23 protein-coding genes are annotated in these 26,775 nt (G+C 64.8%); 12 read left to right on the forward strand and 11 right to left on the reverse strand.

The genetic code is table 11. The annotated features are described in order from the left end of the window. Nucleotides 1-140: 140 nt before the first annotated feature. The gene (locus JKV55_RS17770; protein ID WP_202088206.1) at nt 141-824 is read left to right on the forward strand and encodes a DNA-3-methyladenine glycosylase I; all 684 of its coding nucleotides are present in this window, start codon (nt 141-143) and stop codon (nt 822-824) included. Here the strand turns inward: JKV55_RS17770 and JKV55_RS17775 are convergent. After that, complete coding sequence (locus JKV55_RS17775) at nt 809-1,411, reverse strand: arylesterase (protein ID WP_202088207.1); 603 nt, start codon at nt 1,409-1,411, stop codon at nt 809-811. The two genes, JKV55_RS17770 and JKV55_RS17775, sit on opposite strands and share 16 nt — an antisense overlap. On the opposite strand from JKV55_RS17775, the gene JKV55_RS17780 reads away from it, so the two are divergent. After that, nucleotides 1,410-2,102 carry an ABC transporter ATP-binding protein gene (locus JKV55_RS17780; RefSeq protein ID WP_202088208.1) on the forward strand — a complete coding sequence of 231 codons (693 nt, stop codon included), beginning with the start codon at nt 1,410-1,412 and terminating at the stop codon, nt 2,100-2,102. The genes JKV55_RS17775 and JKV55_RS17780 overlap by 2 nt on opposite strands. After that, nucleotides 2,089-4,521, forward strand: coding sequence for an ABC transporter permease (locus JKV55_RS17785; protein WP_202088209.1), 2,433 nt, complete (start codon nt 2,089-2,091; stop codon nt 4,519-4,521). The genes JKV55_RS17780 and JKV55_RS17785 overlap by 14 nt, the downstream gene beginning before the upstream one ends. Here the strand turns inward: JKV55_RS17785 and JKV55_RS17790 are convergent. The 5 genes from JKV55_RS17790 to JKV55_RS17810 all read right to left on the reverse strand — a co-directional run bounded on the left by JKV55_RS17790 (nt 4,518) and on the right by JKV55_RS17810 (nt 12,366). Next, complete coding sequence (locus JKV55_RS17790) at nt 4,518-7,163, reverse strand: bifunctional diguanylate cyclase/phosphodiesterase (protein WP_202088210.1); 2,646 nt, start codon at nt 7,161-7,163, stop codon at nt 4,518-4,520. The two genes, JKV55_RS17785 and JKV55_RS17790, sit on opposite strands and share 4 nt — an antisense overlap. A 22-nt stretch (nt 7,164-7,185) precedes the next feature. After that, entirely contained in the window at nt 7,186-8,094 is a 909-nt protein-coding gene (locus JKV55_RS17795) for a TIGR01777 family oxidoreductase (RefSeq protein WP_202088211.1), read from the reverse strand. Between the two features lie 237 nt (nt 8,095-8,331). Beyond that, nucleotides 8,332-8,832, reverse strand: a complete 501-nt coding sequence (gene tpx, locus JKV55_RS17800; RefSeq protein ID WP_202088212.1) for a thiol peroxidase — start codon at nt 8,830-8,832, stop codon at nt 8,332-8,334. A gap of 152 nt (nt 8,833-8,984) precedes the next feature. Further along, nucleotides 8,985-11,153: a phosphate acetyltransferase gene (gene pta / locus JKV55_RS17805; RefSeq protein ID WP_202088213.1), complete on the reverse strand. Its 2,169-nt coding sequence runs from the start codon at nt 11,151-11,153 to the stop codon at nt 8,985-8,987. 10 nt (nt 11,154-11,163) lie between these two features. Further along, nucleotides 11,164-12,366, reverse strand: a complete 1,203-nt coding sequence (locus JKV55_RS17810; RefSeq protein WP_202088215.1) for an acetate kinase — start codon at nt 12,364-12,366, stop codon at nt 11,164-11,166. Nucleotides 12,367-12,646: 280 nt separating this feature from the next. Here JKV55_RS17810 and yfbV point away from each other — a divergent pair, with 280 nt between their 5' ends. Next, nucleotides 12,647-13,087 (forward strand): terminus macrodomain insulation protein YfbV, encoded by a 441-nt coding sequence (gene yfbV / locus JKV55_RS17815; protein ID WP_202088217.1) that lies wholly within the window; start codon nt 12,647-12,649, stop codon nt 13,085-13,087. 5 nt (nt 13,088-13,092) lie between these two features. On the opposite strand, the gene frdD is transcribed toward yfbV, so the two are convergent. From frdD to frdA, 4 genes are all read right to left on the reverse strand, one after another. Further along, on the reverse strand, nt 13,093-13,461 hold the full coding sequence (gene frdD / locus JKV55_RS17820) for a fumarate reductase subunit FrdD (RefSeq protein ID WP_202088218.1): 369 nt from the start codon (nt 13,459-13,461) through the stop codon (nt 13,093-13,095). Between the two features lie 168 nt (nt 13,462-13,629). Further along, on the reverse strand, nt 13,630-14,019 hold the full coding sequence (frdC, locus tag JKV55_RS17825; RefSeq protein WP_202088220.1) for a fumarate reductase subunit FrdC: 390 nt from the start codon (nt 14,017-14,019) through the stop codon (nt 13,630-13,632). A gap of 10 nt (nt 14,020-14,029) precedes the next feature. After that, nucleotides 14,030-14,755 carry a succinate dehydrogenase/fumarate reductase iron-sulfur subunit gene (locus JKV55_RS17830; protein ID WP_202088222.1) on the reverse strand — a complete coding sequence of 242 codons (726 nt, stop codon included), beginning with the start codon at nt 14,753-14,755 and terminating at the stop codon, nt 14,030-14,032. Further along, nucleotides 14,752-16,530: a fumarate reductase (quinol) flavoprotein subunit gene (gene frdA, locus JKV55_RS17835; protein WP_202088224.1), complete on the reverse strand. Its 1,779-nt coding sequence runs from the start codon at nt 16,528-16,530 to the stop codon at nt 14,752-14,754. Before frdA ends, JKV55_RS17830 begins: the two co-directional genes overlap by 4 nt. A 215-nt stretch (nt 16,531-16,745) precedes the next feature. Here frdA and JKV55_RS17840 point away from each other — a divergent pair, with 215 nt between their 5' ends. The 8 genes from JKV55_RS17840 (at nt 16,746) to JKV55_RS17875 (ending at nt 25,960) form a co-directional block, all read left to right on the forward strand. Continuing rightward, entirely contained in the window at nt 16,746-17,009 is a 264-nt protein-coding gene (locus JKV55_RS17840) for a type B 50S ribosomal protein L31 (protein ID WP_202088227.1), read from the forward strand. Further along, nucleotides 17,009-17,155 carry a type B 50S ribosomal protein L36 gene (ykgO, locus tag JKV55_RS17845; RefSeq protein ID WP_202088228.1) on the forward strand — a complete coding sequence of 49 codons (147 nt, stop codon included), beginning with the start codon at nt 17,009-17,011 and terminating at the stop codon, nt 17,153-17,155. The genes JKV55_RS17840 and ykgO overlap by 1 nt, the downstream gene beginning before the upstream one ends. Before the next feature lie 156 nt (nt 17,156-17,311). Beyond that, complete coding sequence (gene aspA, locus JKV55_RS17850) at nt 17,312-18,751, forward strand: aspartate ammonia-lyase (RefSeq protein WP_202088229.1); 1,440 nt, start codon at nt 17,312-17,314, stop codon at nt 18,749-18,751. Nucleotides 18,752-18,837: 86 nt separating this feature from the next. Beyond that, nucleotides 18,838-20,139, forward strand: a complete 1,302-nt coding sequence (locus tag JKV55_RS17855) for an anaerobic C4-dicarboxylate transporter (RefSeq protein WP_202088230.1) — start codon at nt 18,838-18,840, stop codon at nt 20,137-20,139. A 139-nt stretch (nt 20,140-20,278) separates the two neighbouring features. Beyond that, nucleotides 20,279-21,304, forward strand: coding sequence for an AbrB family transcriptional regulator (locus JKV55_RS17860; RefSeq protein ID WP_202088237.1), 1,026 nt, complete (start codon nt 20,279-20,281; stop codon nt 21,302-21,304). Nucleotides 21,305-21,371: 67 nt separating this feature from the next. After that, complete coding sequence (locus JKV55_RS17865; protein ID WP_202088238.1) at nt 21,372-22,130, forward strand: M15 family metallopeptidase; 759 nt, start codon at nt 21,372-21,374, stop codon at nt 22,128-22,130. 708 nt (nt 22,131-22,838) lie between these two features. After that, complete coding sequence (locus tag JKV55_RS17870) at nt 22,839-24,332, forward strand: alanine/glycine:cation symporter family protein (RefSeq protein WP_202088239.1); 1,494 nt, start codon at nt 22,839-22,841, stop codon at nt 24,330-24,332. Between the two features lie 182 nt (nt 24,333-24,514). Continuing rightward, nucleotides 24,515-25,960, forward strand: a complete 1,446-nt coding sequence (locus tag JKV55_RS17875; RefSeq protein WP_202088240.1) for an NAD-dependent succinate-semialdehyde dehydrogenase — start codon at nt 24,515-24,517, stop codon at nt 25,958-25,960. Here the strand turns inward: JKV55_RS17875 and JKV55_RS17880 are convergent. Next, nucleotides 25,957-26,445 (reverse strand): Mut7-C RNAse domain-containing protein, encoded by a 489-nt coding sequence (locus JKV55_RS17880; RefSeq protein WP_202088241.1) that lies wholly within the window; start codon nt 26,443-26,445, stop codon nt 25,957-25,959. The two genes, JKV55_RS17875 and JKV55_RS17880, sit on opposite strands and share 4 nt — an antisense overlap. Nucleotides 26,446-26,775 lie beyond the last annotated feature (330 nt).

Raw genomic sequence — 26,775 nt, forward strand, 5'->3', positions numbered from 1 at the left:
CGTTCGATTCCGCCTGGGTCCACCAAACAGAAAGCCGCTGCAGAGATGCAGCGGCTTTTTGCTTTTCCGTGGTCCCTCCGGCCCTGGCCTTTTTCGCCGCCGCCACGCACAATGGAAAAAACTCAAACGAGGCTGGTTTTATGGAGGCGTTCGCCGATATCTTCGCCCGGGCCTGCGCCCGCCACGGCGGCGAGGCCGCGCTCCGGCAGCGTATCGCCACCCCGTGCTGTACGCCCGACCAGCTGGCGGCGATTCCCGACGACCGCTGGTTGTCCTCCTTCACCATGAGCCTGTTCCAGTCTGGCTTCGTCTGGGAGGTGATCCGCCAGAAGTGGCCCGATTTCGAGCGGGCCTTTTTCGGCTTCGCGCCGGAGAAGATGCTGCTGCTCGACGATCATCACCTGGAACGGCTCAACAACGACGCCACCATAGTGCGCCATGCGAAGAAAATTGCCGCCGTACCGGTCAATGCCCGCATGGTGCTGGAGCTGGGGCGGCCCTACGGCGGCTTCGGTGCCTTCGTGGCCAGCTGGCCGGAGGCGGACCGGGTGGGGCTCTGGCAGGAGATCAAGGGGCGCGGCCGCTTGCTGGGGGGCAACATCGCCGCCTACGGCCTGCGCCGGCTGGGGGTGGACACCTTTATCTTCACCCCCGATGTCACTGCCTACCTGGTCAACCACCGGGTGGTCGACGCAGGCTTAGGCAGCCGCAAGGGCAGGCAGCAGGCCCAGGCGGCCTTCAACGAGTGGCGCCGCCAGAGCGGGCTCGGCTTCGGCGAGATCAGCAAGACCCTGGCCTGTTCCCTCGGTCAGGGCTCCAGGTAGGGGGTCAGGAAGGCGTGCACCTGGCGGGCGATCAGCGGTTGGGCCTCGGCGGTGGGATGGATGCCGTCGTCCATCATCATGCCGTTCTCGCCGAGCAGCGGGGCCACGAAGAAGGGCAGCAACGGCAATTCGTGCCGTTCGGCCAGCGTGCCGAAGATGCCCTCGAACTGCTCCAGATAGCGGCGGCCGTAGTTGGGCGGCAGGCGGATTTCGGTCAGTACCACCCGGGCGCCGGCCTGACCGGCGAGCGCTATCATGGTGTCGAGGTTGCGCTCGATCAGCGGCGGTGGCAGCCCGCGCAGGCCGTCGTTGCCGCCCAGCTCCAGCACCACCAGGCTGGGCTGGTGGCGTTCCAACAGGGGCGGCAGCCGTTGCAGGCCGCCCTGGGTGGTATCGCCGCTGACGCTGGCGTTCACCAGTTCCACATTGCGTCCTTCCCGGTGCCATTGCTCGGCCAGCAGCCGGGGCCAGGCCTGGTCGGCATTCATCCGGTAACCGGCGCTGAGGCTGTCGCCGAGAATAAGAACGGTGTTAGCATGGGCGACGGATGACACCAACAGCAGTATCGTCAAAAGGATACGAGGCATGACAACTTCTTCTCCGATCATCAGGGTGGCCGGCCTGACCCACAGGGTCGGCCTGGGCGACACATCACTGACCATCCTTCAGGGGATAGGGCTGGAAGTCAAGCCCGGGCAGAGCCTGGCCCTGGTGGGGGCGTCCGGCTCCGGCAAGTCCACCCTGCTCGGGCTGCTGGCCGGCCTGGACATCGCCAGCGAGGGCGACATCGAAATCGGCGGCCGTTCACTGGCCGCCCTGGACGAAGAACAGCGGGCCCGGCTGCGCGCCCGCCATATCGGCTTCGTGTTCCAGTCCTTCCTGCTGCTGCCCACCCTCACCGCCCTGGAGAACGTTATGCTGCCCGCCGAGTTGCAGGGCGGCAGCCGTTGCCGGGAACGGGCCCTGCAACTGCTGGCCCAGGTCGGGCTGGCCGAGCGGGTGCACCACTTTCCCAGCCAGTTGTCCGGCGGCGAGCAGCAGCGGGTGGCCATCGCCCGCGCCTTTATGACCGAGCCGGACATCTTGCTGGCGGACGAGCCCACCGGCAACCTGGATCACCACACCGGTGCCCAGATCATCGAGCTGCTGTTTCGCCTGAACCGGGAGCACGGCACCACCCTGGTGATCGTCACCCACGACGAGGCCCTGGCCGGTCGCTGCGAGCGGCGCCTGCTGATGACCGCCGGTCGCCTGGAGGAGCAGCATGCAGAGTCTTAGCTGGCGCCTGATCTGGCGCGAGGCGGGGCGGGGACCGCTCCGGCTGTTCGTGCTGGCCCTGGCCCTGTGCGTGGCCAGCATCCTCAGCGTGACCCTGGTGGCGGACCGCCTCAACAGCGCGCTCAAGGTGTCGGGGCGGGACTATATCGCCGCCGATCGTATCCTCACCGGCAGCCGACCGGCCCGGGATGAATGGCTGCAGGAAGCGGAACGGCATGGGTTGGAGGTGTCCCGCACCCAGTCGTTCCAGAGCGTACTGTTCGCCAACGACGAGCTGCAGCTGGCCAGCGTCCGGGCGGTGGACGACGCCTTTCCGTTTTACGGTGAACTCCAGCTGAACCCCGCCGGCCGGGTACGGCCGGGCACCATCTGGCTGTCCGCCCGCCTCCTGGCCCTGCTGCAACTGCAACCAGGCGACAAGGTCGAGCTCGGCAATATCGAGCTCGAGGTGGCGGGGGAGCTGGTGAAGGAGCCGGACGAGGGCTTCTCCCCCTTCCTGCTGGCGCCGCGCGCGCTGATCCATCTGGACGATGTGGCCGCCACCGGCATCTTTATGGAAGGCAGCCGGGCCCGTTACCGCTACCTGTTCAAGGGCGAGGATCCCGGGCTGCAGGCCTACGCCGACTGGCTGCGACCGCAGTTGCAGCAGGGCCAGCGCTGGCGCGGCCCGGACGACGCCGATACCCCGGTGGCCCGCTCCATCAGCCGGGCCGAGCAGTTCTTCCGGCTGGCGTCGCTCACCGGGGTGCTGCTCGGCATCCTGGCCATGGCCATCGCCCTCGGCTATTTCTCCCGCCGGGAGCAGGACCGTATCGCCCTGCTCAAGACCCTGGGCGCCGGGCGCCGGCAGCTGCTGGGCTGGCTCGGCCGGCTGCTGGCCGGCCTGTTGCTGCTGGGGGCCAGCCTGGGTGCCCTGGCCGGCTACGGCTTGCACCGGCTTATCCTGCTCAGCCTGGGGGAGGTGCTCGATATTCCGCTGCCGCCGCCCTCCGTCATGCCCTTCGTGGTGGCGGCGGGGCTGGCGCTGCTCACTACCCTGATGCTGTCGGTGGTGCCTCTGCTGCGGCTGTTGCGGGTACCGCCCCTGCGGGTGTTGCGCAACGAGGCCGAGGCCCGCATCTCCCCCTGGTGGAGCGCCGGCATACTGCTGGCGGGCACCTTCGGCCTGAGCTGGCTGTTCGCCGGCAGCCCGGGGCTGGCGGTGGGGCTGCTGCTGGGGCTGACGGCCCTGGGGGGACTGCTCGGCGGCCTGTGCTGGCTGCTGCTGGCCCTGGCCCGCAGCAGCGGTGGCGGCATCGCCTTCCGGCTGGCGGTCAGCCGCCTGCAACGGGCGCGCTTGGCGACCCTGGTGCAGTTCGGCGGCGTGGCCCTGGCGCTCTTCCTCGGCACCCTGCTGTGGGTGGTGCGCGGCGAACTGGTGGACGGTTTTCTGGCCCGGCTGCCGCCGGATACCCCCAACCGCTTCCTGATCAATATCGCCGCCGAGGAGCGGGAGCCGATCCGGGAGCGGCTGCAGCAGGCCGGGCTGGACAGCTCCCTGTTCTACCCCATAGTGCGCGGCCGCCTGACCGAGGTCAACGGCGCCCCGGCGGCGCCGGATGTGGACAGCGAGCGGGGCGGCGGCCTGGGCCGGGAGCTCAACCTGACCTTCGGCGAGCAGTTGCCCGAGGGCAACCGCATCCTGCGCGGCCAGTGGTCGGCCGCCCCCGGCGGGGTCTCGGTGGAGTCGGGCCTGGCCGAGCGGCTGGCGCTGTCGGTTGGCGACCGTCTGACCCTGGATCTGGCCGGCCAGCAGGTGTCGGCACAGGTGCGCAATATCCGCGAAGTGGACTGGGACAGCATGAAGCCCAACTTTTATCTTATCTTCAGCCCCGACGTGCTGGCGGAGTACCCGGCCACCTGGCTGGCGAGCTTTTACCTGCCGCCGGCGCAGCGGGCCCTGGAGGTGGAGCTGATCCGCGCCTTCCCCACCATCACGGTGTTCGACGTGGAGGCCCTGCTCGATCAACTGCGCCAGGTGCTGGCCCAGGTCGGCCAAGCCTTGCTGGTGATCATGGCGCTGGTGACCGGCGCCAGCCTGCTGGTGCTGCTGGCCCAGGTGGAGGCCACCCTGGAAAGCCGTCGGCGGGAGCTGGTGCTGCTGCGTACCCTGGGCGCCGGCGAGCGGCTGATCACGGCCTCGCTGCGCTGGGAATGGCTGGCGGCGGGGCTGGCGGCGGGCCTGGCGGCGGCGCTGGCGGTGGAGCTGTGTGTGGCGGTGCTGCTGCCCTGGTGGTTGGAGCTGCCCTGGCAGCCCCACCCCCGTATCTGGTTCGGCCTGCCCTTGCTGGGGGCGGCCCTGCTGCTGCTCACCGGCCGTGCCGGCGGCATCATGCGCGGGCCCCTGGTCCAGCGGCTGCGCCAGCTGGAGCAGGGTTAGCTCAGGAATGAACGGCGACCGAGCAGCAGCTCGGTCGCCTGTTCGGCGCTCAGGGGGCGACCCAGGTGGTAGCCCTGGGCCTGGTCGCAGCCCATGGTCCGCAGCATCTCGAGCTGTTCCCGGCTTTCCACCCCCTCGGCGATGGTCTGCAGCCCCAGGTTACGGGCCAGGCTGATGATAGTCCCGATAATGGTCCTGTCTTCCTCATCGATCAGCAGGTCGCGGACGAAGCTCTGATCGATTTTCAGCCGCGCCAGGCGCAAGCGCTTCAGGTAGCTGAGCGACGAATAGCCGGTGCCGAAGTCATCCAGTGCCAGGTGAATACCCAGCAGATTCAGCTGCTCCATGACCGCCACCGTCCGCTGCGGGTTGTCCATCATCACGCTTTCGGTCAGCTCCAACTCCAGTTGTTGCGCCGGTACTTCTGTCGCCGCCAGCAGCATGCGGATCTGCTCGCCCAGCCTGGGATGGCGAAACTGTACCGCCGACACGTTGACGCCCATCAGTGTTGCGGGCAAGCCCTGTTGTTGCCAGCGGGCCTGCTGCCGCAGGGCCGTGGCCAGTACCCACTCGCCCAGAGGCATGATAAAGCCGTTCTTTTCGGCAATGGGAATAAACTCCGCCGGCGATATCATGCCCAGCTCCGGATGTTGCCAGCGCAGCAGAGCCTCAAAGCCGGTGAGCCGGTACTCGGCCAGGGTGAACTGGGGCTGATATACCAGGCTCAGTTGTTGACGTTCGATGGCCTGACGCAAGCCGTTTTCCAGCAGCAGCATGCGGCTGTAGCGGCTCTGCATCTCGGTGGTAAAGAAGCGGTAACCGTTTCGTCCCGCCTCCTTGGCCTGGTACATAGCGATATCGGCGTGATGATACAGTTCGTTGAAGTTCAGCCCGTCATCGGGATAGAGGGCGATGCCCAGCGACACAGAAAGCCGGATATCATGCTTTTTGATCGCGAAGGGAGCTGTCATGGTCGCCAGCAGCCGCTGGGCAAAATGGGCGGCCCCTTCGGCATCGGTCAGTGGCAGCACCAGGATGAACTCGTCACCGCCGAAGCGGGAAATGGTGTCCTCTTCCCGGCAGAACTGCCGGAGCCGCTCCGCCACCTGAACCAGCAGTTTGTCGCCGATGTTGTGCCCCAGGGAATCGTTGATGCCCTTGAACCTGTCCAGATCCAGGAACAGCAGGGCCAGGGAGCCCTGCTCTCGGCGGACCAGCTGGATGGCCTGCCGGGTGCGGTCGACCAGCAGGCTGCGGTTGGGCAGGCCGGTGAGGGGATCGAAATGGGCGAGGAAGTGGATCTGCTCTTTGTCCCTGATCTGCTGGGTGATGTCGATATGGGTACCCACGGTCAGGGGAGTGGGCTGGCCTTTGCGGTCCCGCAGGGTTCGGCCCCGGGCCAGTATCCATATCCAGTTTCCGTTGGCGTGGCGCATGCGAAACTGATTTTCGTACAGCGTATCCTCTTCACGGGCGAGGTACTCGGCAAATGCCTGCCGGGCGCGGGCCTTGTCTTCCGGGTGCAGTAAATCTTCCCAGGCCGTCATCAGGCGGCGGCCATGCCCCTGTTCATGGGCCTGCTTGCCCAGGCCGAGCATGGAAAAATACTCGTCACTGCCGTTCAGTTCTCCGGTGTTCCGGTCGTATTCCCAGGCGCCGGTATTGGAGGCGGTGATCAGCGACTGCTGGCGGGCCAGGGTGGCCTCCAGCTGGTTTCTGGCCTCGGAGATCTCCCGGGTACGGGCCTCGACTCGCAGTTCCAGCCGTCGGGCCTGCCAGCGCGTCTGCGCCAGCAGATAGACCAGAAAGGCCAGCATCAGGCTGAACACCAGGATACCCAGGAGTTGTTGCGCCAGGCTCTGGGTATCGCGCCAGCCCCCTGGCTGGGCCAGGCTGAGCTGCCAGCTGTGGTTGGGCAGGGCCAGGGATTCGGTAATGGCATCGTTGTCCAGAGGTTTGGCCGAACGGGCAATCGTTTGTCGCCGAGTGTCATCGATACTCGCAGTCGGGAGCTGGCGCCACAGTTCGAAGGCATAACCCCGTTGCTCGAGCATCTGCAACTCGGTATCGGCCAGCAGATCCGACAGCAGGATGACCACGCTGACGAAGCCCCAGAAGGTATCGTCGTCCTCGGCCATAAACACCGGCAGCCGGCCGATCAGCCCGACGCCGCCCTGGGCCAGCTCGACCGGCCCGGTCAGGGTCAGGCGGCGCGAGTCCCTGGCCAGCCGCGCCTCCTTGCGCTGGGCCGGATGGGTAAATTGATTGAGCCCGAGCGCGCCTTCATTGCCCGCCAGCGGATAGATCTTGGTGACGATACCCCCGGGCGACAGCGCCAGGGCCTTGACCTGCGGATAAAAAGGCAGCAACTGCCCGGCGACCGCGCCGAAATCCTGGATATCGCCCTGACCCTGCTTGATCAGGGCGGCCAGGGCATAGGCCGAGGACAGGTTACGCTCCAGCTGGACCTGCAGGCTGTTGATATGGAAACGGGCGATATCGATGGCGGCCAGTTTCTGCTGCTTCACCTCCTGCTGCGAGTGTTGCCATATCAGGCTGGAGCCCACCAGCAGGCTGGACAGCAAAACCAGTATGACCACTACTTTGGCGGTGTTGCGCAGTCGGCTCTGGGGTGGGGGCATCTCTTCTCCTTCGATAAGGGGCTCAGGCGTTGCGCATGGCACCCAGGGTTTCTTTCAGAGCCTTGTCCAGGGTGGGATAACGAAAATGAAACCCCGCCTGCTGCAGCCGCACCGGCATCACCCGCTGCCCGGTCAGCAGCAGATCCGCCATCTCCCCGAGCAACAGTTTCATCGCCCAGGCCGGAATGCGGGCGAAATGGGGTTTGCCCAGCACCCGGGCCAGGTTGCGGCTGAATTGCTCGTTGGTGACCGGCTCCGGGGCGGTGGCGTTGAAGGCGCCGCTGCACTCCTCATGTTCCAGCAGGAACAGGAGCAGGTTCACCACATCCTCGATATGGATCCAGGACATATACTGCTTGCCGGAGCCGATCGGGCCACCGAGTCCCAGGCGGTAGCCGGGCAACATCTTCTTGAGGGCGCCGCCCTCGGCACCCAGCACCATACCCAGGCGGATCAGGCAGACCCGGGTCTGTTCGCTGACGGCCGCCATGGCCAGCTCTTCCCAGCGGGCACAGACCTCATGGCTGAACTCGGGATGGGGGTGGGAGTCTTCGTCCACCAGGGTATCGCCCTGGCGGCCGTAATAGCCCACCGCCGAGCCGCTGATCAATACCTTGGGGGGGTGCTTGCCGGCCTTGAGCTTGTCCACCAGTTGCCGGGTCAGCTGCCAGCGGCTCTGGCAGATGCTGTCTTTCTGGGCCTGGCTCCAGCGCTTGTCGGCAATGGGCTCTCCGGCCAGGTTGATCACCGCATCGAAGGCATCGAGGTTGTCCAGCTCCTGCAGCGAAGCCAGGGCCTCGACATCGTGCCCCAGGCGCTGGTACACCTTGTTGGGCGAGCGACTCAATACGGCCAGCTGATGATGCCCCCGCAGGTGGCTCATCAGACGATGGCCGATAAAGCCGGTACCACCGGTCAGCAGTATCTTCATAATCTCACTCCTCCGTGCCCAGGCCGCACCTAGCCTGATGGAAAATACTTCTTCAGAATAACAGAGCCTTACGGATATAACCCACGACTTCTGAGGGGGGACGATGAGAGGAATGGCGGCAGAGCAATACCGGGGTTATCCACATAAACTGTGAGTAAGTCTGTAGATTACCCCGGGGAGTTAAGCTAGTTTCTTGATATTAAAACAAAAAACGGATCGGGCAGGGATCCGGCAGGATCAGGACAGGGCCGCGATGGCTGCGTCATAGGCGGGCTCGTCGGTCAGTTCGGCCACGCGCTCGCCATACACCACCTGGCCTTGCTCATCGATGCACACCACGGCGCGGGCGGACAGGCCGCGCAGGGCGCCGTCACTCAGGGCCACGCCGTAGGCGCCCAGGAATTCCGGGTGACGGAAGGCCGAGGCCACCTGCACATTCTCGACACCTTCGGCGGCACAGAAGCGGCTGGCGGCGAAGGGCAGGTCCATGGAGACGCACAGTACCTTGGTGTTGGCCAGGGCGGCGGCCTTTTCGTTGAAGGTACGCACGCTGGTGGCACAGACACCGGTATCGATGCTGGGGAAGATATTGAGCAGCAGCTTCTGGCCCTTGAAGTCGGCCAGGCGGATATCGGTGAGATCGGCACCGGTCAGGATAAAGTCGGGTGCGGCCTGGCCGGCCTGGGGAAACTGGCCGGAAACGGCCACGGGATTGCCTTGGAAGGTCACTGCGGACATGGTTTATCTCCTTCTGTGAAAGTTAAGGCTAAGTTACCAGTTTTCACGATAAGGAAAAGGTTTTTATTTCTTGAGGGGGACGGCGCCGCCGAGCCGGATGACATAAAGAAAACGCCGCCCGGAGAGGGCGGCGTAGAGAGGGGCGGCGAGGCTCAGCCGTGGCTCTTGGCCGCCTGCTGGGCCGCCTGGATGGCGGTGAGGGCGATGGTGTAGACGATGTCGTCGACCAGGGCGCCCCGGGACAGATCGTTCACCGGCTTGCGCATGCCCTGCAGCATGGGGCCGATGGACACCAGCTCGGCCGAACGCTGCACCGCCTTGTAGGTGGTGTTGCCGGTGTTCAGATCCGGGAAGATGAACACCGTCGCCTTGCCCGCCACCGGCGAGTTGGGGGCCTTGGACTTGGCCACGTTCTCCATGATGGCGGCGTCGTACTGCAGCGGGCCGTCGATCACCAGATCCGGGCGTTTGTCCTTGGCGAGACGGGTGGCCTCGCGCACCTTGTCCACGTCGGCGCCGGTGCCGGAGGTGCCGGTGGAATAGGAGATCATCGCCACCCGCGGCTCTATGCCGAAGGCCTGGGCCGACTCGGCGGACTGGATGGCGATTTCCGCCAGTTGCTCGGCGGTGGGATCCGGGTTGATGGCGCAGTCGCCGTACACCAGCACCTGATCCGGCAGCAGCATAAAGAACACCGAGGACACCAGCGAACTGCCGGGGGCGGTCTTGATGATCTGCAGCGGTGGCCTTATGGTGTTGGCGGTGGTGTGGATGGCGCCGGACACCAGGCCGTCCACCTCGTTGCGCTCCAGCATCATGGTGCCCAGCACCACGTTGTCCTCGAGCTGCTCCTGGGCCACCACCTCGGTGATGCCCTTGGACTTGCGCAGTTCCACCAGGCGTTCCACATAGTTGCCGCGCACCTGTACCGGATCCACGATTTCCACCCGTTCATCCAGCACCACCCCCTGCTGGGCGGCCACCCGCATGATGGCGTCGTGGTTGCCGAGCAGCACCGGCCGGGCGATGCCCCGCTCGGCGCAGATGGCGGCGGCCTTGATGGTACGCGGCTCCTCGCCTTCCGGCAGCACGATGCGCTTGGCGGCACGGCGGGCCAGCTCGGTGAGCTGGTAGCGGAAGGCGGGCGGGCTCAGGCGGCGGCTGCGGGCCGACTTGGCGCTGAGCGACTCGATCCAGTGCTTGTCGATATGGCCGGCCACATAGTCCTGCACCAGTTCGATCCGGCCCAGATCGTCCACCGGGATCTCCAGGTTGAAGTGCTGCAGGCTGACCGCGGTCTGCCAGGTGTTGGTGTTGACCATCAGGATCGGCAGGCCGGTCTCGATGGCGCGCTGGCACAGGGCCATGATCTGCGGCTCCGGATGATAGCTGCCGGTGAGCAGCAGGGCGCCGATCTTGACCCCGTTCATGGCCGCCAGGCAGACGGAGACGATAACGTCGGAGCGGTCGCCGGAGGCCACCAGCAGGCTGCCCGGGCGGAAGTGCTCCACCATGTTGTGGATGGCGCGGGCGCAGAAGGTCACGCTCTGCAGGCGGCGGCTGTTCAGCTCGCCCTCGTTGATGATGGTCGCGCTGAGGTGACGGGCCAGATCCACCGCCCGTGGCGCCACCAGCGGGGTGTTCCAGGGAATGCAGCCGAGGATGCGCAGCGGGGTCTTGCCGAATACCTGCAGTACTTCCAGGTTGGGGGAGACATGCTCGCCCTTGGCGTGGGGGCTGAACATTTCGGTCAGATCGGGGCGGGTATTGCCCTGGTCATCGACCGGTGCGCCCACCTTGTTGATGATGCAGCCGACGATGCGCTTGTTGACCACACCGCCGAAGTTGGCGCAGGCCAGCTCCAGCCGCTCTTTCAACTGCTGGCTGCTGTCGCTGCCGGGCTGGGTGATGAACACCATGTCCGCGTCCAGCGCCTTGGCCACGTCATAGTTGATGCGGTTGGCGAAGGGCTGCTTGTCGGTGGGGATCAGGCCTTCCACCACCACCACCTCGGCGCCGCTGTCCTTCACGTGCTTTTCGAAGCGGGCGACGATCTCTTCCAGCAGCACGTCCAGGTTGCCGGCGGAGATCATGCTTTCGGCATAACTCAGGGCGAAGGGCTCAGGCGGTGTGATATTGGAGCCATTGGCGATCACCGCGCTGGAATGATCCTGGCCCTTGCGCCGGGTGCGCGGTTGGGACACCGGCTTGAAGAAGCTGATATTGACCCCGTTGCGCTCCATGGCGCGCACCATGCCGAGGCTGACCGAGGTGGCCCCGACACCGCTGCTGACGGGAATGAGCATTATGGTTCTGGCCATGATGTCCCCCTTACTGTTGACGGCTGAGGGCCAGCGCGTCCTGGGCGATCACCCATTCTTCGTTGGTCGGCAGCACCCAGGCAGGAGTGCTGCCCTCGGCGGTGATGCGGCCGGCCTTGCCGAAACGGGCGGCCAGGTTGGCGTCCGCGTCCAGTTTGAAGCCAAGCAGCCCCAGGTAGGACAGGGTCAGTTCCCGCACCAGGGCGGAGTTCTCGCCGATGCCGCCGGTGAAGACGACACCGTCCAGGCGGCCGTCCAGGGCACAGCTGTAGCCGGCGATGTACTTGGCCAAGCGATAGCAGAAGATGTCCAGGGCCCGTTTGGCTTCCGGCAGGCGGTGGTAGTTGTCTTCCGCGAAGCGGCAATCGCTGGTGTTTTCGGTCAGGCCCAGCAGGCCGGATTCCTTGGTCAGCAGGGTGTTGATGCGGTCGGTGCTGTAACCCAGCACGTCGTGCAGGTGGAAGATGATGGCCGGATCGATGTCGCCGCTGCGGGTGCCCATCACCAGGCCCTCGAGCGGGGTCAGGCCCATGGAGGTGTCCACCGACTCGCCGTTCTTGATGGCGCAGACCGAGGCGCCGTTGCCCAGGTGGCAGCTGATGATGTTCAGCTCGGCCACCGGCTTGTCCAGCATCCTGGCGGCTTCCTGGGCAATGAAATAGTGGCTGGTGCCGTGCATGCCGTAGCGGCGGATGCCGTGTTCCCGGTACAGGTGGTAGGGAATGGCGTACAGATAAGCCTGTTCGGGCATGGTCTGGTGGAAAGCGGTGTCGAACACCGCCACCTGGGGCAGCGCGGGGAAGGACTTGCGTGCCGAGGCGATGCCCACCAGGTGGGCCGGGTTGTGCAGCGGCGCCAGGCTGGCGCAGTCTTCGATGCCCTTGATCACCGTTTCGTCGATCAGCACGGAACGGGTGAACTGCTCGCCGCCGTGCACCACCCGATGGCCGATGGCCACCAGGCCCTGCAGCAGCTCGGGGCTGGGGTTGAGCAGGTTGGCCACGATAAAGTCCAGGGCCTGCTGGTGGGCGGCACCGGCGCCCAGCTCGGCGTTGCCCTTTTCGCCGTCGAGTTTCCACTTGATGCGGGCTTCGGGCAGGTAGAAGCACTCGGCCAGGCCGGAGAGGCGTTCATCGCCGGTTTCGGCGTCGAGGATGGCGAATTTGAGCGAGGAGCTGCCGCAGTTGAGGACGAGTACCAGCTTGCTAGTCATGTATGGAACCTTTTCGTCAGGGGTTACGAAAATCTTGCTGTCCGGAGGCGATTTCCGGGCAATAAATGTCGGTTAAACTCTATCCTTAAGGTTAGACGCATTCCCAAGCGGAGATTACGCCGTTACCATCCCTGACTTCACCGGTCTGACCGGGTCGATTTAGGGCAAGATAATACCTTTTTTTTGTCATAAAATAACAGAAAATTAGCGTGTTTTTTTGATTTGGATGAATGCGTTGTAATTTACCAACAGAATGGCGTGGCCAGTCCCGGGAGGCAGTATGGGCATCTTCACCACCACCTTGCACAGAGGCAAGGCCTACCTGAGCATATGGCCAAGGGAGCGGCGACTGGCGGCGCTGTTTCCCGAATACCGGGTGATCGCCGCCACCAGCCTGGGCATGCGCACCATGCCGGTGCTGGTGACCCTGAGTCTGTTGATCCAATTCCAGTTCGGTGCTCCGCAATACTGGCCCAGCGTGGTGGCCTCGGTGCTCTTTCTGGCCAGCCTGCCGCTGCAGGGGCTGTACTGGCTCGGCAAGCGGGCCGACACCCTGTTGCCGCCGACCCTGGTGAACTGGTACTGGCAACTGCACGAGAAGATTGCCGCCGCCGGCATCAAGGCCAAGGAGCCGGTATCCCGGCCCCGCTACTACGAGCTGGGGGAAACCCTCAACCTGGCCTTCAAGCAGCTGGACAAGTCCTTTATCAACGATATGTGAGCCGGCTACAGCCCCAGAGCCAGGATAATGGCCAGCAAGGACACTAGGGCGGCGAAGCCGTAACAGAGTATCTTGCCCATGACCCCCAGCTGCAGCCGCAGATCGTGGGTACCGTGATGGATGCGGTGCATGGCATGCCACAGGGGCAGTATGACGGAGCCCAGGATGAACAGGGCGCCGATCCAGTGGCTGGCGAAGCCATGTACCCGCTCGAAACTCAGGTAGTCCGGGCTCAGCAGCCCCAGCGGCACCAGTACGCCCACCAGCAGTACCGTGATGGGGGTGATCATGGCGAACCAGCTGCCGCCGGCGCCGAACAGGCTCCACCAGATGGGCTCTTCCGAACGGCGGGGATGGGGATTGATGGGTTTCATGTCGACTCCTAAGTCGTTGTCCTAATCAGGCCACATCGACCGTGTGCTGCACACAGACACGCCGTAAACCCATCCCTGGGGGCTCCGCCGCGCCATCCCTGGCGCGAAGGGTCTGCTTAGCAGCACCCGGTCGCTGCCGATAATGAATTTACTTTTCAGAAGCGGTATTTAGCTTAAAAACCACAGCAGGCAGAACAGGCTGATGGCGGCGGTCAGCGCCCATTGCGCCGCCGCCGCCTTCACCGCCGGCAGCCGTTCGCCCTTGAGCTTCACCGGCATCACCTGGGGCATCATCAGAAAGAAGGTGGCGGCGTGGAACAGGCTGCCGGCCAGGGCCAGCAGATTCAGCACTATCACCAGGGGGCTGGCCATAAAGGCCAGCCAGCCTGCCCAGGCCTCCGGGCCTCGACCCAGGCTCCACAGCCCGGCCAGCAGGCAGAGGCTGAAAAAGGTCAGGGGCAGCACCGTGGCTTCCCGCAGCATGTAGAAGCGGTAGGGTTGCTTCTTCAGCCACCAGTCGGCCTTCATCTCCCGGACATAGGGTTTGCGAGCACTCATGGTTTCCCCCTCAGTTGCGGCGCAGGGCGGCCAGCAGGTAATTGACGCCCGAGTCTATCTTGCTCTGGTTGACGGCGGCGGCCGGGTCCACCTCCTTCGGGCAGACCTCGGAGCAATAGCCCACGAAGGTACAGCCCCAGGCGCCGTCGTCGCCGTTGATAAGCTTCATCCGCTCGTGCCGGCCCTGGTCCCGGCTGTCCAGGTTGTAGCGGCGGGCCAGGGTGATGGCCGCCGGCCCGAGGAAGCGGGGGTTGAGCCCCACCTGGGGGCAGGCGGCATAGCACAGGCCGCAGTTGATGCACTGGGAAAAACCGTGGTAGGCGTCCATCTGGGCCGGGGTCTGGGTATTGGGCCCCTGCTCCACGGTTCTGTCGTTGCCGATGATATAGGGCTTGATGGCTTCGATCCGCTCCACGAAGGGGGCCAGATCCACCACCAGATCCTTTTCGATGGGGTAGTTCTCCAGCGGCTCGATGCGCAGTTCGTCGTAGTCCCGCAGAAAGGTCTTGCAGCCGAGTTTGGGCACGCCGTTGACCATAAAGCCGCAGGAGCCGCAGATGGCCATGCGGCAGGACCAGCGGAACGTCAGGCTGGGGTCTATCTGGTCCTTGATATGGTTGAGGGCGTCCAGCACCGAGGTGGTGTCGTTCCAGGGGATGTCGTAGCGCTCCAGGTGGGGCTCGTCGTCCCGCTCCGGATCGTAGCGCAGTATCTGCACGGTTTTCAGCTGGCTCATCGGGCTTTCTCCCCTTGTTCCGCTTCGGCGCCATAAACCCGTTTGGCCGGCCGCGAACGGGTGATGCAGACCTCGCTGTAGCCGATGTCGGGCGCGCCGTCGGCCCGGTAGTGGGCCAGGGTATGCTTGAGGTAGCGCTCGTCGTCCCGCTCCCGGCAGCCCTCGTCCAGCCGCTGGTGGGCGCCGCGGGATTCCTTGCGCCGGATGGCGCTGTGGGCCATGGCCTCGGCCACGTCCAGGCAGTAGCCGAGTTCGATGGCGCCGATCAAGTCGGTGTTGAACACCCGGCCCGGGTCCCGGATGGCGATATGGCGGTAGCGCGCCTTCAGCTCGGCAATCTTGTCGATGGTGGCCTGCATCAGATCCTCGCTGCGATAGATGCCGCAGCCTTCCTCCATGGTCCGGCCCAGTTCGTCGCGGATGTCGGCCCAGTTCTGATCCCCCCGCTGTTGCCTGAGCGCCTCGACCCCGGACTGCACCCGTCCCGCCTCGGCGGCGATGGCCGCCTCGTCGAAGGGGCGCTGCTCCGCCGCCAGCCGGGCCGCCGCTTCCCCGGCCTGACGGCCGAACACCAGCAGCTCGGCCAGCGAGTTGGAGCCCAGCCGGTTGGCGCCGTGGAGTCCGCTGGAGGCGCATTCGCCCACCGCGAACAGGCCCCGGATGCGGGTCTGGCTCTCTTTGTCCACCTCTATGCCGCCCATGGTGTAGTGGGCGGTGGGGCGGATGGGAATAGGCTCCTTCACCGGATCCACGTTGACATAGGCCTTGGCCAGCTCGCAGATAAAGGGCAGCCGCTCTTTCAGTTTTTTCTCGCCCAGGTGGCGCAGATCCAGGTGCACCACCTCGCCCAGGGGGTGGGAGAGGGTGTTGCCCTTCTGCAGCTCGTGCCAGAAGGCCTGGGACACCTTGTCCCGCGGGCCCAGCTCCATGTACTTGTTTCTGGGCTCGCCGAGCGGGGTTTCCGGGCCCAGGCCGTAGTCCTGCAGGTAACGGTAGCCGTGGCGGTTGAGCAGTATGCCGCCCTCGCCCCGGCAGCCCTCGGTCATCAGTATGCCGGAGCCGGGCAAGCCGGTGGGGTGGTACTGCACGAACTCCATGTCGCGCAGGGGCACGCCGTGGCGGTAGGCCATGGCCATGCCGTCGCCGGTGACGATGCCGCCGTTGGTGTTGTAGCGGAACACCCGGGCGGCGCCGCCGGTGGCCAGGATCACCGCCCGGGCGCGGATCAGCACCAGCTCCCCTTCGGCCAGGTGCAGCGCCACCAGGCCCTGCACCCGGCCTTCGACCACCACCAGGTCGAGCACGAAGAACTCGTCGAAGCGCTTGATCTGCGGGTACTTTATCGAGGTCTGGAACAGGGTATGCAGCAGGTGGAAGCCGGTCTTGTCGGCGGCAAACCAGGTGCGCTCGGTTTTCATGCCGCCGAAGCGGCGCACGTTGACGCTGCCGTCGTCCTTGCGGCTCCAGGGGCAACCCCATAATTCCATCTGGGTCATTTCCCGCGGGCATTCGGCCACGAAGCGCTCGACCACGTCCTGCTCGCACAGCCAGTCGCCGCCGGAAACGGTGTCGTCGAAGTGCTGGTCCAGGCTGTCTTCGTCCTTGATCACGGCGGCCGCGCCGCCTTCCGCCGCCACCGTATGGGAGCGCATGGGGTAGACCTTGGACAGCAGGGCCACCCGCAACGAGGGATCCGCCTCGGCGGCGGCGATGGCGGCCCTGAGGCCGGCGCCGCCGGCGCCGACCACGGCGATATCGAGGGTCAGGGTTTGCACAGGTCTCTCCTGTAGCTGGGAATCACTGGGCACCACTTTAGTAGTAATTGCTCGGGACTGCCTTGACGTGGGTCATGGCATGCTTCCGTCCGCACCGGTGCTTTTGTTTCCGGCAGGGGAATTCGGTATAGATAAAAAGACGAACAACAATTATTATCATTAGCGGTATTGTTATGTTATAACAGTTGCTTCATTGCCCACACGGAGATCCCTCAATGAAAACCGGCATTCACCCCGAATACCGCCAGGTCGTTTTCCACGACGCCTCGGCCGACACTTACTTCAAGGTCGGCTCCACCATGAATTCCCAGGAGAGCATCCTCTGGTCGGACGGCAAGCACTACCCCCTGGTCCGGCTGGACGTGTCCTCCGCCTCCCACCCCTTCTATACCGGCCAGCAGCGGACGGTGGCGGCCGAAGGGCGGGTGCGCCAGTTCCAGCGCCGCTTCAAGGGCATGGCGAGCGGGGGAATCAAGTAATGCAGGTGGTCAACTCCCTGAAAAGTGCCAAACAGCGTCATCCGGATTGCCAGATAGTGCGCCGTCGTGGGCGGCTCTACGTTATCTGCAAGAGCAACCCCAGGTTCAAGGCCGTGCAGGGGCGCTGCAAGAAGAAAAAAGGTTAAGCCGGGGAGGGAGATCACGCTCGCCGCTTCCGGTATCGGTCCCTTTAGTGCCCTGGATCAATCTTTGCTTACCCCCTTGGGGGTAGCATGAGGCCATGCCCGGGGGCAGAATGCACCGGGCCCGCCAATTCATAATAACGCCGAGGCCGGACAACCATGAGCGACATGATCCCCGTTCGTATCGAAGAAGACCTGCTGGGTACCCTGGCGGTGGACAACCACCATTACTACGGCATCCATACCCAGCGGGCGCTGGACAATTTCCGCCTGAGCAGCCAGAAAATTTCCGATTTTCCCGATCTGGTGCGCGGCATGGTGCTGACCAAGAAGGCGGCGGCCCTGGCCAACGGCGAACTGGGCACCATAGAGCCGCGCATTGCCGACCAGATAGTGGACGCCTGCGACCTGATGCTGAGCACCGGCAAGGGTTTCGATCAGTTTCCCATCGACGTCTTTCAGGGCGGGGCGGGCACTTCGGTCAACATGAACACCAACGAGGTGCTGGCCAATATCGCCCTGGAGCTGATGGGCCTGCCCAAGGGCCGCTACGACGTGGTCAACCCCAACGATCACGTCAACAAGTGCCAGTCCACCAACGACGCCTATCCCACCGGCTTTCGGGTGGCCCTGTTCCACAGCTGCGAACACCTGCTGGCGGCCCTCGAGCGGTTGATCGAGGCGTTCGAGGCCAAGGCACTGGCATTTGCGGACATCCTCAAGATGGGACGCACCCAGCTACAGGACGCGGTGCCCATGAGCCTGGGCCAGGAATTCCATGCCTTCGCCGTCACCCTGCGCGAGGAAGTGAAAAGCATCCGCCTGTGCCGGGAGCTGCTACTGGAGGTCAACCTGGGGGCCACCGCCATCGGCACCGGGCTCAACACCCCGCCGGAATATTCCCGCCTGGCCATCGCCAAACTGGCGGAGATCACCGGCCAGGCCTATGTACCGGCGGAGGACTTGATTGAAGCCACCTCCGACTGCGGCGCCTACGTGATGCTGCACAGCGCCTTCAAACGGCTGGCGGTGAAGCTGTCGAAGATCTGCAACGATCTGCGGCTGCTGTCTTCCGGGCCCCGCGCCGGGCTCAACGAGATCAACCTGCCCGAGCTGCAGGCGGGCTCCTCCATCATGCCGGCCAAGGTCAATCCGGTGATCCCGGAGGTGGTCAACCAGGCCGCCTTCAAGGTGATCGGCAACGACGTCACCGTCACCCTGGCCGCCGAGGGCGGCCAGCTGCAGCTGAACGTGATGGAGCCGGTGATCGCCCAGTCCATGTTCGAATCCCTCAACCTGATGGAAAAGGCCTGCGTGGCCCTGCGCGACAAGTGCGTGACCGGCATTACCGCCAACCCCGAGGTGTGCCGGGACTATGTGCTCCACTCCATCGGTCTCGTCACCTACCTCAATCCCTATATCGGCCATCATGAGGGCGATATCGTCGGCAAGATCTGCGCCAGAACCGGCAAGGGGGTGCGCGAAGTGGTGCTGGAGCGGGGCCTGCTCACCCCCGAGCAGCTCGACGACATCCTGTCCATCGACAACCTGATGCGGCCCCAATACCGGGCCAGGCGCTACGCGCGGGCCCTGGACTAACCCTGAAGCGACGGGCTCGAGACGGAGCCCGTTTTTATGCTGCTCATCACCGGCAGGGAGGCGGGTCGGTCGGCGGGAGAGTGGAAATGATAGTGTTCGAGTTGTTGATTGTGCTGGCGGCCATCACCCTGGGCGCCAGGATGGGCAGTATCGGCATCGGCTTCGCCGGCGGCCTGGGGGTACTGGTGCTGACCCTGGGGCTGGGGCTGACTCCCGGCGCCATTCCGGTGGAGGTGATCCTGATCATCATGTCGGTGATCACCGCCATCGCCGCCATGCAGCTGGCCGGCGGCATGGACTACCTGGTCAGCCTGGCCGAGCGGCTGCTGCGCCGCCATCCCAAATACATCACCTTTCTGGCGCCGGTGGTCACCTACAGCATGACCCTGTTCGCCGGCACCGGCCACACCGCCTTTTCCACCCTGCCGGTGATCGCCGAGGTGGCCAAGGAGCAGGGCATACGCCCGTCCCGCCCGCTCAGCATCGCGGTGGTGGCCTCCCAGATAGCCATTACCGCCTCGCCCATTTCGGCGGCGGTGGTGTTCTTTTCCGGCATCCTCGAGCCCCTGGGGGTGGACTACCTGACCCTGCTGGCCATCTGTATTCCCGCCACCTTCCTGGCCTGCCTGGTCGGCGCCCTGGTGGCCAACCGGCTGGGGGCGCCGCTGGCGGAGGATCCGGTGTACCGGGAGCGACTGGCCAAGGGGCTGGTCAGGCTCCGGGGCGGGAGCGCCGTCGAGATCAAGGCGGGGGCCCGGCGCTCGGTGCTCTACTTCCTGCTGGCCATCGGCGCCGTGGTGCTCTACGCCACCGCCATTTCCGACAAGGTGGGGCTGATCGCCAACCCGGTGCTGCCGCGGGATGCGGCCATCATGATCTTCATGTTGACTGCCGCCGGGGCCATCACCCTGGGTTGCAAGCTGGATGCGAGCCACATTTCCAATATGGCCACCTTCAGGTCCGGCATGTCGGCCTGTGTCTGCGTGCTGGGGGTGGCCTGGCTGGGGGATACCTTCGTGTCCAACCATATCGACGACATCAAGCTGGTCGCCGGCGGTCTGCTCGAAACCTATTCCTGGCTGCTGGCGGTGACCCTGTTCTTCGCCTCCATGCTGCTCTATTCCCAGGGCGCCACCACCAAGGCGCTGATGCCGGCGGCGCTGGCCATCGGCGTGGATCCGCTGACCGCGGTGGCCTCCTTCGCGGCGGTCAGCGCGCTCTTCGTGCTGCCCACCTATCCGACCCTGCTGGCGGCGGTGGAAATGGACGACACCGGCTCCACCCGCATCGGCAAGGCGGTGTTCAACCATCCTTTCTTCGTGCCCGGGGTGGTGACCATAGCGGTGAGCGTGATGCTGGGCTTTGTGTTCGGCGGCCTGCTGCTCTAGTCCTGGTTGAGCTTTGACCGAGAAAGAGAAATAATCGCCTTTCCTGTTTTCTCCCGGCGGCCCGCTGCGAACGGGATCTTCTCCGGCCGCCCATGCCTGAACAGGCCGGGCACAGGAAGTGGCCGGCCCGGATACCTTGATGCGATCTATCCTTCTGACGCTGCTGCTGGCGGGGGTGGGGGGCGGTGCCGCCCACGGGCTCGGCTTTCCTTCCGACTGGCTGGTCGGCGCCATGGTGCTGGTGGCCTTCTGCTCCATGCGTGGTCTCGCCACCCGGGTGCCGCCGTACAGCCTCGAACTGGTGCAACTGGTGCTGGGCCTGAGCGTGGGCCTGCGCATCAGCACCGAATTGCCGGCGGGATCTTCCCTGCTGATCAGCCTGGGCGGCCTGCTGCTGTGCCTGGCTACCCAGTTACCCCTGGTGCAGGGGCTGCTGCGCCGGCTCGGCTGGTCCCGGGAAGAGGCCATGCTGGCGGCCTCGCCGGGGGCCTTGTCGGTGATGGCGGCGCTGGCGTCGGAGCTCGACAATCCGCTGCGGGTGGTGCTGTCGCAGACGGTGCGGGTGATGCTGCTGGTAAGCGGCGTCACCCTGGTGCTCTGGCTGGGCTGGGTCAACCAGGTGCCGCTGCCCGGCGAACAGGCCCTGTCCCACGGGCTCAGCCTGCTGCTGCTGGCCGTCGCCCTGCTGCTGGGGCGGGGCCTGCGCCGCCTGCGGCTGCCGGTGAGCCCGCTGCTGGGCGGCATGCTGGTGGGGGGCGTCTTCGCCGCCCAGCAACCCCAGGACATGGTGCTGGCCGGCTGGATGCTGCCCCTGTCCATGCTGCTGCTCGGCGCCCTGCTGGGCTGCCGCATCCGCCCCTTGCCAGCGCGGGAGCTGGCCGGGCTGCTGGGCATCGGCCTGGTGATCTGCCTGGCCAGCTCGCTGGTGTCCCTGCTGTGGGCCGGGCTGGTGGCCTGGCAACTGGATCTGTCGGTGTTCCAGGTGTGGCTGGCCTATGCCCCGGGCGGGCTGGAGGCGATGATCTATCTGGCGCTGGTCACCGGCGAGGAGCCCTCCTGGGTGATCTTCCACCATGTGGTGCGCATCGTGTTGCTGAGCCTGGGCGGCGGCTGGCTGATGCAGCGTTACCAGGCCCGGGCGGCCCGGCCCGAACAGGGGGACTGACGGCGGGCTTGCAAAAACGGCCGGCATTGGCCAGTCTGGGACATTCTCACCTGCGTCGCGAGTCCCTATGAATTTCCTGTCCCAGCCGATCCCTTCCCATCCCGAGCCGGACTGGAGCCGGCTGCAGTCCCTGCCCATCGAGGAGGTGGGCGATCCGCTGGTGCCGCTCGGCCTGGTTTCCTCGCCCATCCGGGTCTACCCGGCCTATTTTCACCTGGGGGTGCCGGGCGCCCTGGCCGAGTGCCATGTGCGTGCTTCGGTGTTGACCCGACTGCAGCAGGCGGCCCGGCTGTTGCCGGCCGGCATCGAGCTGGTGGTGCTGGACGGCTGGCGCCCGCTGGCGGTACAGCAGTACCTGTACGACACCCTGTTGGCGGCCCTGCGCGACCATGATCCGGCCGGCAGCGAGGCCGAGCACCAGGCCCGGGCCCGCCACTTCGTGGCCCCGCCCAGCGCCGATCCGTGCGCCCCCAGCCCGCATCTGACCGGCGGCTCCGTCGACGTGACCCTGTGCGACGGCGAAGGCCGGCTGCTCGACATGGGCACCGAGTTCGACGACATCAGCCCCTGGTCCTACAGCGCCGCCTTCGAGGCGGTGGCCCGGCCCGGCCCGCGGGAGGCGGAGGTGATCGAGAACCGCCGCCTGCTGCACAGCGTAATGATCCGCGCCGGCTTCACCAACCTGCCCAGCGAGTGGTGGCACTTCGACTACGGCAACCAGTCCTGGGCCTGGTACAGCCAGGCTTCCCAGGCTCTGTTCGGGGCCATGTCACTGCCTAGCCTGCAACAGCGCTGGCAGCGGCAGGTGGCGGTTTTTCCCCGTTAGAGGGGGTGTCAGGTGGCCGGAGCTGGGCCGCGAGTGTATTGGTGGGCCCTCCTATCGCCTGGACTTCCCGCATGGCACCCATAAATTCGAGCCGGCACGGCCACGGAGCTGTCCGTGGAAAAGCCCCATAATTTACCTTTTTACTCTAATGTTGTTAATTTTTGACGGCTGGGTTCCTGGGGTGGAGCCTGGGCTAGGTATGCCGCTGTGCCGATACTTTCTACTGCTCTGGTTGATTTTTTATTCATTAAAAATGGTTGTCTTGGTGCATGGCTTGTTAATTACACTTACAACCGCTTACTTTTTAGTAAATGAAAATGTGATATTGCTTACATATTTTAAAATTGTACCGGTGGCAAAACCCAGACAGTTTTTACCTTATGTAAACGAGGGGAGGCTTTTGTGAAGCCGGAATGTAAATCGGGTGTTCTTGTTTTATTTCTTTAAAAACAATGAGTTGAAGTTGGTCGCAAGACTGGGGTATAAGCAGGATAACCGGGTTGAGGCAGGCTGTTGCCCTGTTGTTAATCAACTGGCCGGCTATCGATAAGAAATTCTAATCGGTAGCCCTACTTGTACTGGGGCGGATAGCGGAGTAATTTTCTCTCCACTTACCGGTTGGACCTTGTTTAATCGTTAATCAAAAGCCCCTGTCAGGACAATGTTCTGCGCGAGCGGACATCCTAAATCAGAACAAAGGACGTTAGTATGAGTGCATTAGTCGATGCAATTAATGGTTATATCTGGAGCCTGCCCCTGATCTATCTGTGTCTGGGTGTGGGTCTGTACTTCTCTCTGCGTACCCGCTTCCTGCAAGTCCGTCACATCAAAGAAATGGTCCGCCTGATGTTCAAGGGCGAATCCTCTCCCGCCGGTATTTCTTCCTTCCAGGCCCTGGCACTGTCGCTGTCCGGCCGGGTAGGTACAGGTAACATCGCCGGTGTGGCCACCGCCATCACCTTCGGTGGTCCCGGCGCCGTGTTCTGGATGTGGGTCGTGGCCTTCCTGGGTGCCGGTACCGCCTTTATCGAGTCCACCCTGGCGCAGATCTACAAGGAAAAAGACGACAACGGACTGTATCGTGGTGGTCCCGCCTACTACATCGAGAAAGGCCTGGGCATCAAGTGGTTCGCCTGGATCTTCGCCTTCGCCACCATCATCGGCTGCGGTCTGCTGCTGCCGGGCGTACAGGCCAACAGTATCGCTTCCGGTATCGAGAATGCCTTCGGCATTCCCACTTCAGTGTCTGCCGCCGCTGTGGTAGTGCTGCTGGGCCTGATCATCTTCGGTGGTATCAAGCGTATCGCCCACTTCACCCAGGTGGTGGTGCCCTTTATGGCGCTGGGTTACGTCCTGGTGGCCTTCGTGATCATCATCATGAACGTCAGCCAACTGCCCAGCGTGATCAGCCTGATCGTGGGTAGCGCCTTCGGCCTGCAGGCCGGTTTCGGTGCCATCCTGGGCCTGGCCATCGAGTGGGGCGTGAAGCGCGGTATCTACTCCAACGAAGCGGGCCAGGGTACCGGTCCTCACGCCGCCGCCGCCGCCGAGGTGTCCCACCCGGCCAAGCAGGGTCTGGTGCAGAGCTTCTCCGTGTACATCGACACCCTGTTCGTTTGTACCGCTACCGCCTTTATGGTGATCATCACCGGTGCCTACAACGTCATGGGCAAGGCCGGCGAAGCCATCGTCGAAAAACTGCCGGGCGTGTCTGCCGGCCCGGGTTACACCCAGGCGGCGGTCGAGTCGGTGATGCCTGGCTTCGGCAGCATCTTCGTGGCGGTGGCGCTGTTCTTCTTCGCCTTCACCACCATACTGGCCTACTACTACATCGCCGAGACCAACGTGGCCTACATCAACCGTCAGGTACACCGTCCCTGGCTGATCTTCGCCCTCAAAATCGCGCTGATGGCCTCTGTGGTGTATGGTGCCGTCCGTACTGCCGAGCTGGCCTGGGGCCTGGGTGACATCGGCGTGGGCCTGATGGCCTGGTTGAACATCGTCGCCATACTGCTGCTGCAAAAGCCGGCGCTGATCGCCCTGAAGGACTACGAGGCGCAGAAGGCCAAGGGCCTGGATCCGACCTTCGATCCCACCAAGCTGGGCATCAAGAACGCGGATCACTGGGTCAAGGACAAGAAAGCCAAGTCCGGTGCCGTGGGTGACGAAGTGGTTGCCGACGCCCAGGCGGAACGCAGCTAAGCCGAACTGAAACACTCTCAGTAGCAAGGCCGGGAACCCTCCCGGCCTTTTCTTATTCCGGCGCCGGGCTTCCGCCCTGCTGGTCCCACCCCCGAATCCTGCTTGCCCCTATACACACCATTAACCTAACGTTACTGTCTGCAGAACAATGGCTGCATATTCATCCCTGAAGGAGAAACGAGATGGACGCTTCCAACCCCCTGTGGCAAACCGGCTGGTATTGTGACGGCCAGTGGCGTACCGCCCCCGACAGTTACGAGGTGTGCAACCCGGCCAGCGGCGAGGTCATTGCCAAGGTGGCCCGCTGCGGCGGCGCCGAAACCGACGAGGCCATCGCCGCCGCCGAGCGGGCCCTGGGCGGCTGGCGCAAGACCACGCCCAAGGAGCGGGGCGCCGTGCTGCGCCGCTGGTATGAACTGATGATGCAGCACCAGGATGAACTGGCCGAACTGATGGTGCTGGAGCAGGGCAAGCCCCTGACCGAGGCCAGGGGCGAGGTGGCCTATGCCGCCAGCTTCCTCGAATGGTTCGCGGAAGAAGCCAAGCGCGCCTACGGCGAAACCATCCCCAGCCCCAGGCAGGAAAACCGGCTCTGGGTGGTGAAGGAGCCGGTGGGCGTGATCGCCGCCATCACCCCTTGGAATTTTCCCTTCGCCATGCTCACCCGCAAGGTGGGGCCGGCCATCGCCGCCGGCTGCACCGCCGTGGCCAAGGCCTCGGAAGAAACCCCCCTCTGTGCCAACGCCCTGGCGGTGCTGGCGGAACGGGCGGGCATGCCGCCCGGGGTGCTCAACCTGGTGTCCGGCGATGCCCCGGCCATCGGCGAGGCGATGATGGCGAGCCCGGTGGTGCGCAAGCTGTCCTTCACCGGCTCGACCCGGGTGGGCAAGCTGCTGATGGCCAGGGCCGCCGACACGGTGAAGAAGCTCTCCCTGGAGTTGGGCGGCAACGCTCCCTTTATCGTGTTCGACGATGCGGATCTGGACGCGGCCGTGGCCGGGGCCCTGGCCTCCAAGTTCCGCAACACCGGCCAGACCTGCGTGTGCGTCAACCGCTTCTTCGTGCAAGACGGTATCTACGACGCCTTCGTCAGCCGCCTGGCCGAGGCCGCGTCCGCCATGACGGTGGCCGAGGGCCTGACCCCCGGCGCCCAGCAGGGGCCGCTGATCAACCCGGCGGCGCTGGCCAAGGTGGAGCGCCATGTGGCGGACGCCCTGGCCCGGGGCGGCCAGCTGGTGTGTGGCGGGGCACGTCATGAGCTTGGCGGCACCTTCTACCAGCCCACCGTGATCCGCGAGGCCCACGAAGGCATGCAACTGGCCCAGGAGGAAACCTTCGGCCCGGTGGCGGCCTGTTTCCGCTTCCAGGACGAGGCCGAGGCGGTGCGCCGCGCCAACGCCACCCCCTTCGGCCTGGCCGCCTACTTCTACACCAAGGATCTGAACCGGGTATTCCGGGTGGCCGAGGCGCTGGAGTCGGGCATGGTGGGGGTGAACGAGGGCATCATCTCCAACGAGGTGTCCCCCTTCGGCGGGGTCAAGGAATCCGGCCTGGGCCGGGAAGGCGCCCGCATCGGCCTGGAGGAGTTTCTGGAAACCAAATACGTCAACCTGGGCGGACTGGGCTAGCCACCGGGCAACCAATCGGGCAGGGCCCGTTGCAGCGCCTCGCGCATGCGCCGGGTATGGGAGCCCGGCCAGTACAGGCGGCGGCAATGGGGGCACTGGAACACCGGCGCCATGCCGTCGGGCGGCAAAGGCGGCGGGCGGCCGCTCAGGTCCTCGGGCCGGGCCGGGCACAGGGGCGTGTTGCACAGCAGGCAACGGCGGAACAGCCGCGGCGGCGGTGGGAGCCGGCAGGCCCCGATCACTTCCTGCAACTGCACCAGGGGGACCTGGGAGCCGAGCAGCAAGGCCTGGTCCGGGCGCAGAAAGCGCACCAGGTGCCTATCCCGGGTGAGCAGTATCCGCCCTTCGGCATTGGCCAATTCCACCAGTTGATGATCAGTCAAGGCGGGCTGGTAGCGGGTGTCGAAGTCCAGCACTCGCAGCCAGCGCGCCAGCCGTCCCAGCATGGCATCGGCCATAAAACGGGGCCTCCGGCTTCTGCCCATCCTGGTCATCTCCGTGTTGTCCTGGCGCGACTTGCCATGTCGCCTTGTTCTCCTGGCCAGCGGCATTGTTCCATCTGTAGAGACTAATCGGGCTCGGTTTCGTGCTCTTCCTGAGGATGCTGTTTTTTCCTCGTCGAGATGGGGAGCCTCTTCCACCCCTGCCGCCGGTGGCGGCAACCGCAAGGCGTAGGCTTTCCTCTGCTGTCCCCGGCAAGGGGGACACTGTTTAAATCTAGCATCCCGGCTATGGGGAGGCGCCTTGCCGGTGCAAGCCGGCATGCGGGGGGAGGGAGGATATCGGCCATGCGTTGTCTCGCTTCCCGAGAGAGC

The organism is Zobellella iuensis (genome assembly GCF_016746085.1).
GTDB lineage: Bacteria > Pseudomonadota > Gammaproteobacteria > Enterobacterales > Aeromonadaceae > Oceanimonas > Oceanimonas iuensis.

Coding starts and splice junctions, on each gene's coding strand:
- JKV55_RS17855 (WP_202088230.1), top strand. CDS start 18,838: ATGATAGTGTTCGAGTTGTTGATTGTGCTGGCGGCCATCACCCTGGGC.
- JKV55_RS17880 (WP_202088241.1), bottom strand. CDS start 26,445: ATGGGCAGAAGCCGGAGGCCCCGTTTTATGGCCGATGCCATGCTGGGA.
- JKV55_RS17830 (WP_202088222.1), bottom strand. CDS start 14,755: ATGAGCCAGCTGAAAACCGTGCAGATACTGCGCTACGATCCGGAGCGG.
- aspA (WP_202088229.1), top strand. CDS start 17,312: ATGAGCGACATGATCCCCGTTCGTATCGAAGAAGACCTGCTGGGTACC.
- frdC (WP_202088220.1), bottom strand. CDS start 14,019: ATGAGTGCTCGCAAACCCTATGTCCGGGAGATGAAGGCCGACTGGTGG.
- yfbV (WP_202088217.1), top strand. CDS start 12,647: ATGGGCATCTTCACCACCACCTTGCACAGAGGCAAGGCCTACCTGAGC.
- JKV55_RS17795 (WP_202088211.1), bottom strand. CDS start 8,094: ATGAAGATACTGCTGACCGGTGGTACCGGCTTTATCGGCCATCGTCTG.
- ykgO (WP_202088228.1), top strand. CDS start 17,009: ATGCAGGTGGTCAACTCCCTGAAAAGTGCCAAACAGCGTCATCCGGAT.
- JKV55_RS17860 (WP_202088237.1), top strand. CDS start 20,279: ATGCGATCTATCCTTCTGACGCTGCTGCTGGCGGGGGTGGGGGGCGGT.
- JKV55_RS17790 (WP_202088210.1), bottom strand. CDS start 7,163: ATGCCCCCACCCCAGAGCCGACTGCGCAACACCGCCAAAGTAGTGGTC.
- JKV55_RS17775 (WP_202088207.1), bottom strand. CDS start 1,411: ATGCCTCGTATCCTTTTGACGATACTGCTGTTGGTGTCATCCGTCGCC.
- JKV55_RS17840 (WP_202088227.1), top strand. CDS start 16,746: ATGAAAACCGGCATTCACCCCGAATACCGCCAGGTCGTTTTCCACGAC.
- JKV55_RS17780 (WP_202088208.1), top strand. CDS start 1,410: ATGACAACTTCTTCTCCGATCATCAGGGTGGCCGGCCTGACCCACAGG.
- JKV55_RS17870 (WP_202088239.1), top strand. CDS start 22,839: ATGAGTGCATTAGTCGATGCAATTAATGGTTATATCTGGAGCCTGCCC.
- tpx (WP_202088212.1), bottom strand. CDS start 8,832: ATGTCCGCAGTGACCTTCCAAGGCAATCCCGTGGCCGTTTCCGGCCAG.
- pta (WP_202088213.1), bottom strand. CDS start 11,153: ATGGCCAGAACCATAATGCTCATTCCCGTCAGCAGCGGTGTCGGGGCC.
- JKV55_RS17875 (WP_202088240.1), top strand. CDS start 24,515: ATGGACGCTTCCAACCCCCTGTGGCAAACCGGCTGGTATTGTGACGGC.
- JKV55_RS17865 (WP_202088238.1), top strand. CDS start 21,372: ATGAATTTCCTGTCCCAGCCGATCCCTTCCCATCCCGAGCCGGACTGG.
- JKV55_RS17785 (WP_202088209.1), top strand. CDS start 2,089: ATGCAGAGTCTTAGCTGGCGCCTGATCTGGCGCGAGGCGGGGCGGGGA.
- JKV55_RS17810 (WP_202088215.1), bottom strand. CDS start 12,366: ATGACTAGCAAGCTGGTACTCGTCCTCAACTGCGGCAGCTCCTCGCTC.
- frdD (WP_202088218.1), bottom strand. CDS start 13,461: ATGAAACCCATCAATCCCCATCCCCGCCGTTCGGAAGAGCCCATCTGG.
- JKV55_RS17770 (WP_202088206.1), top strand. CDS start 141: ATGGAGGCGTTCGCCGATATCTTCGCCCGGGCCTGCGCCCGCCACGGC.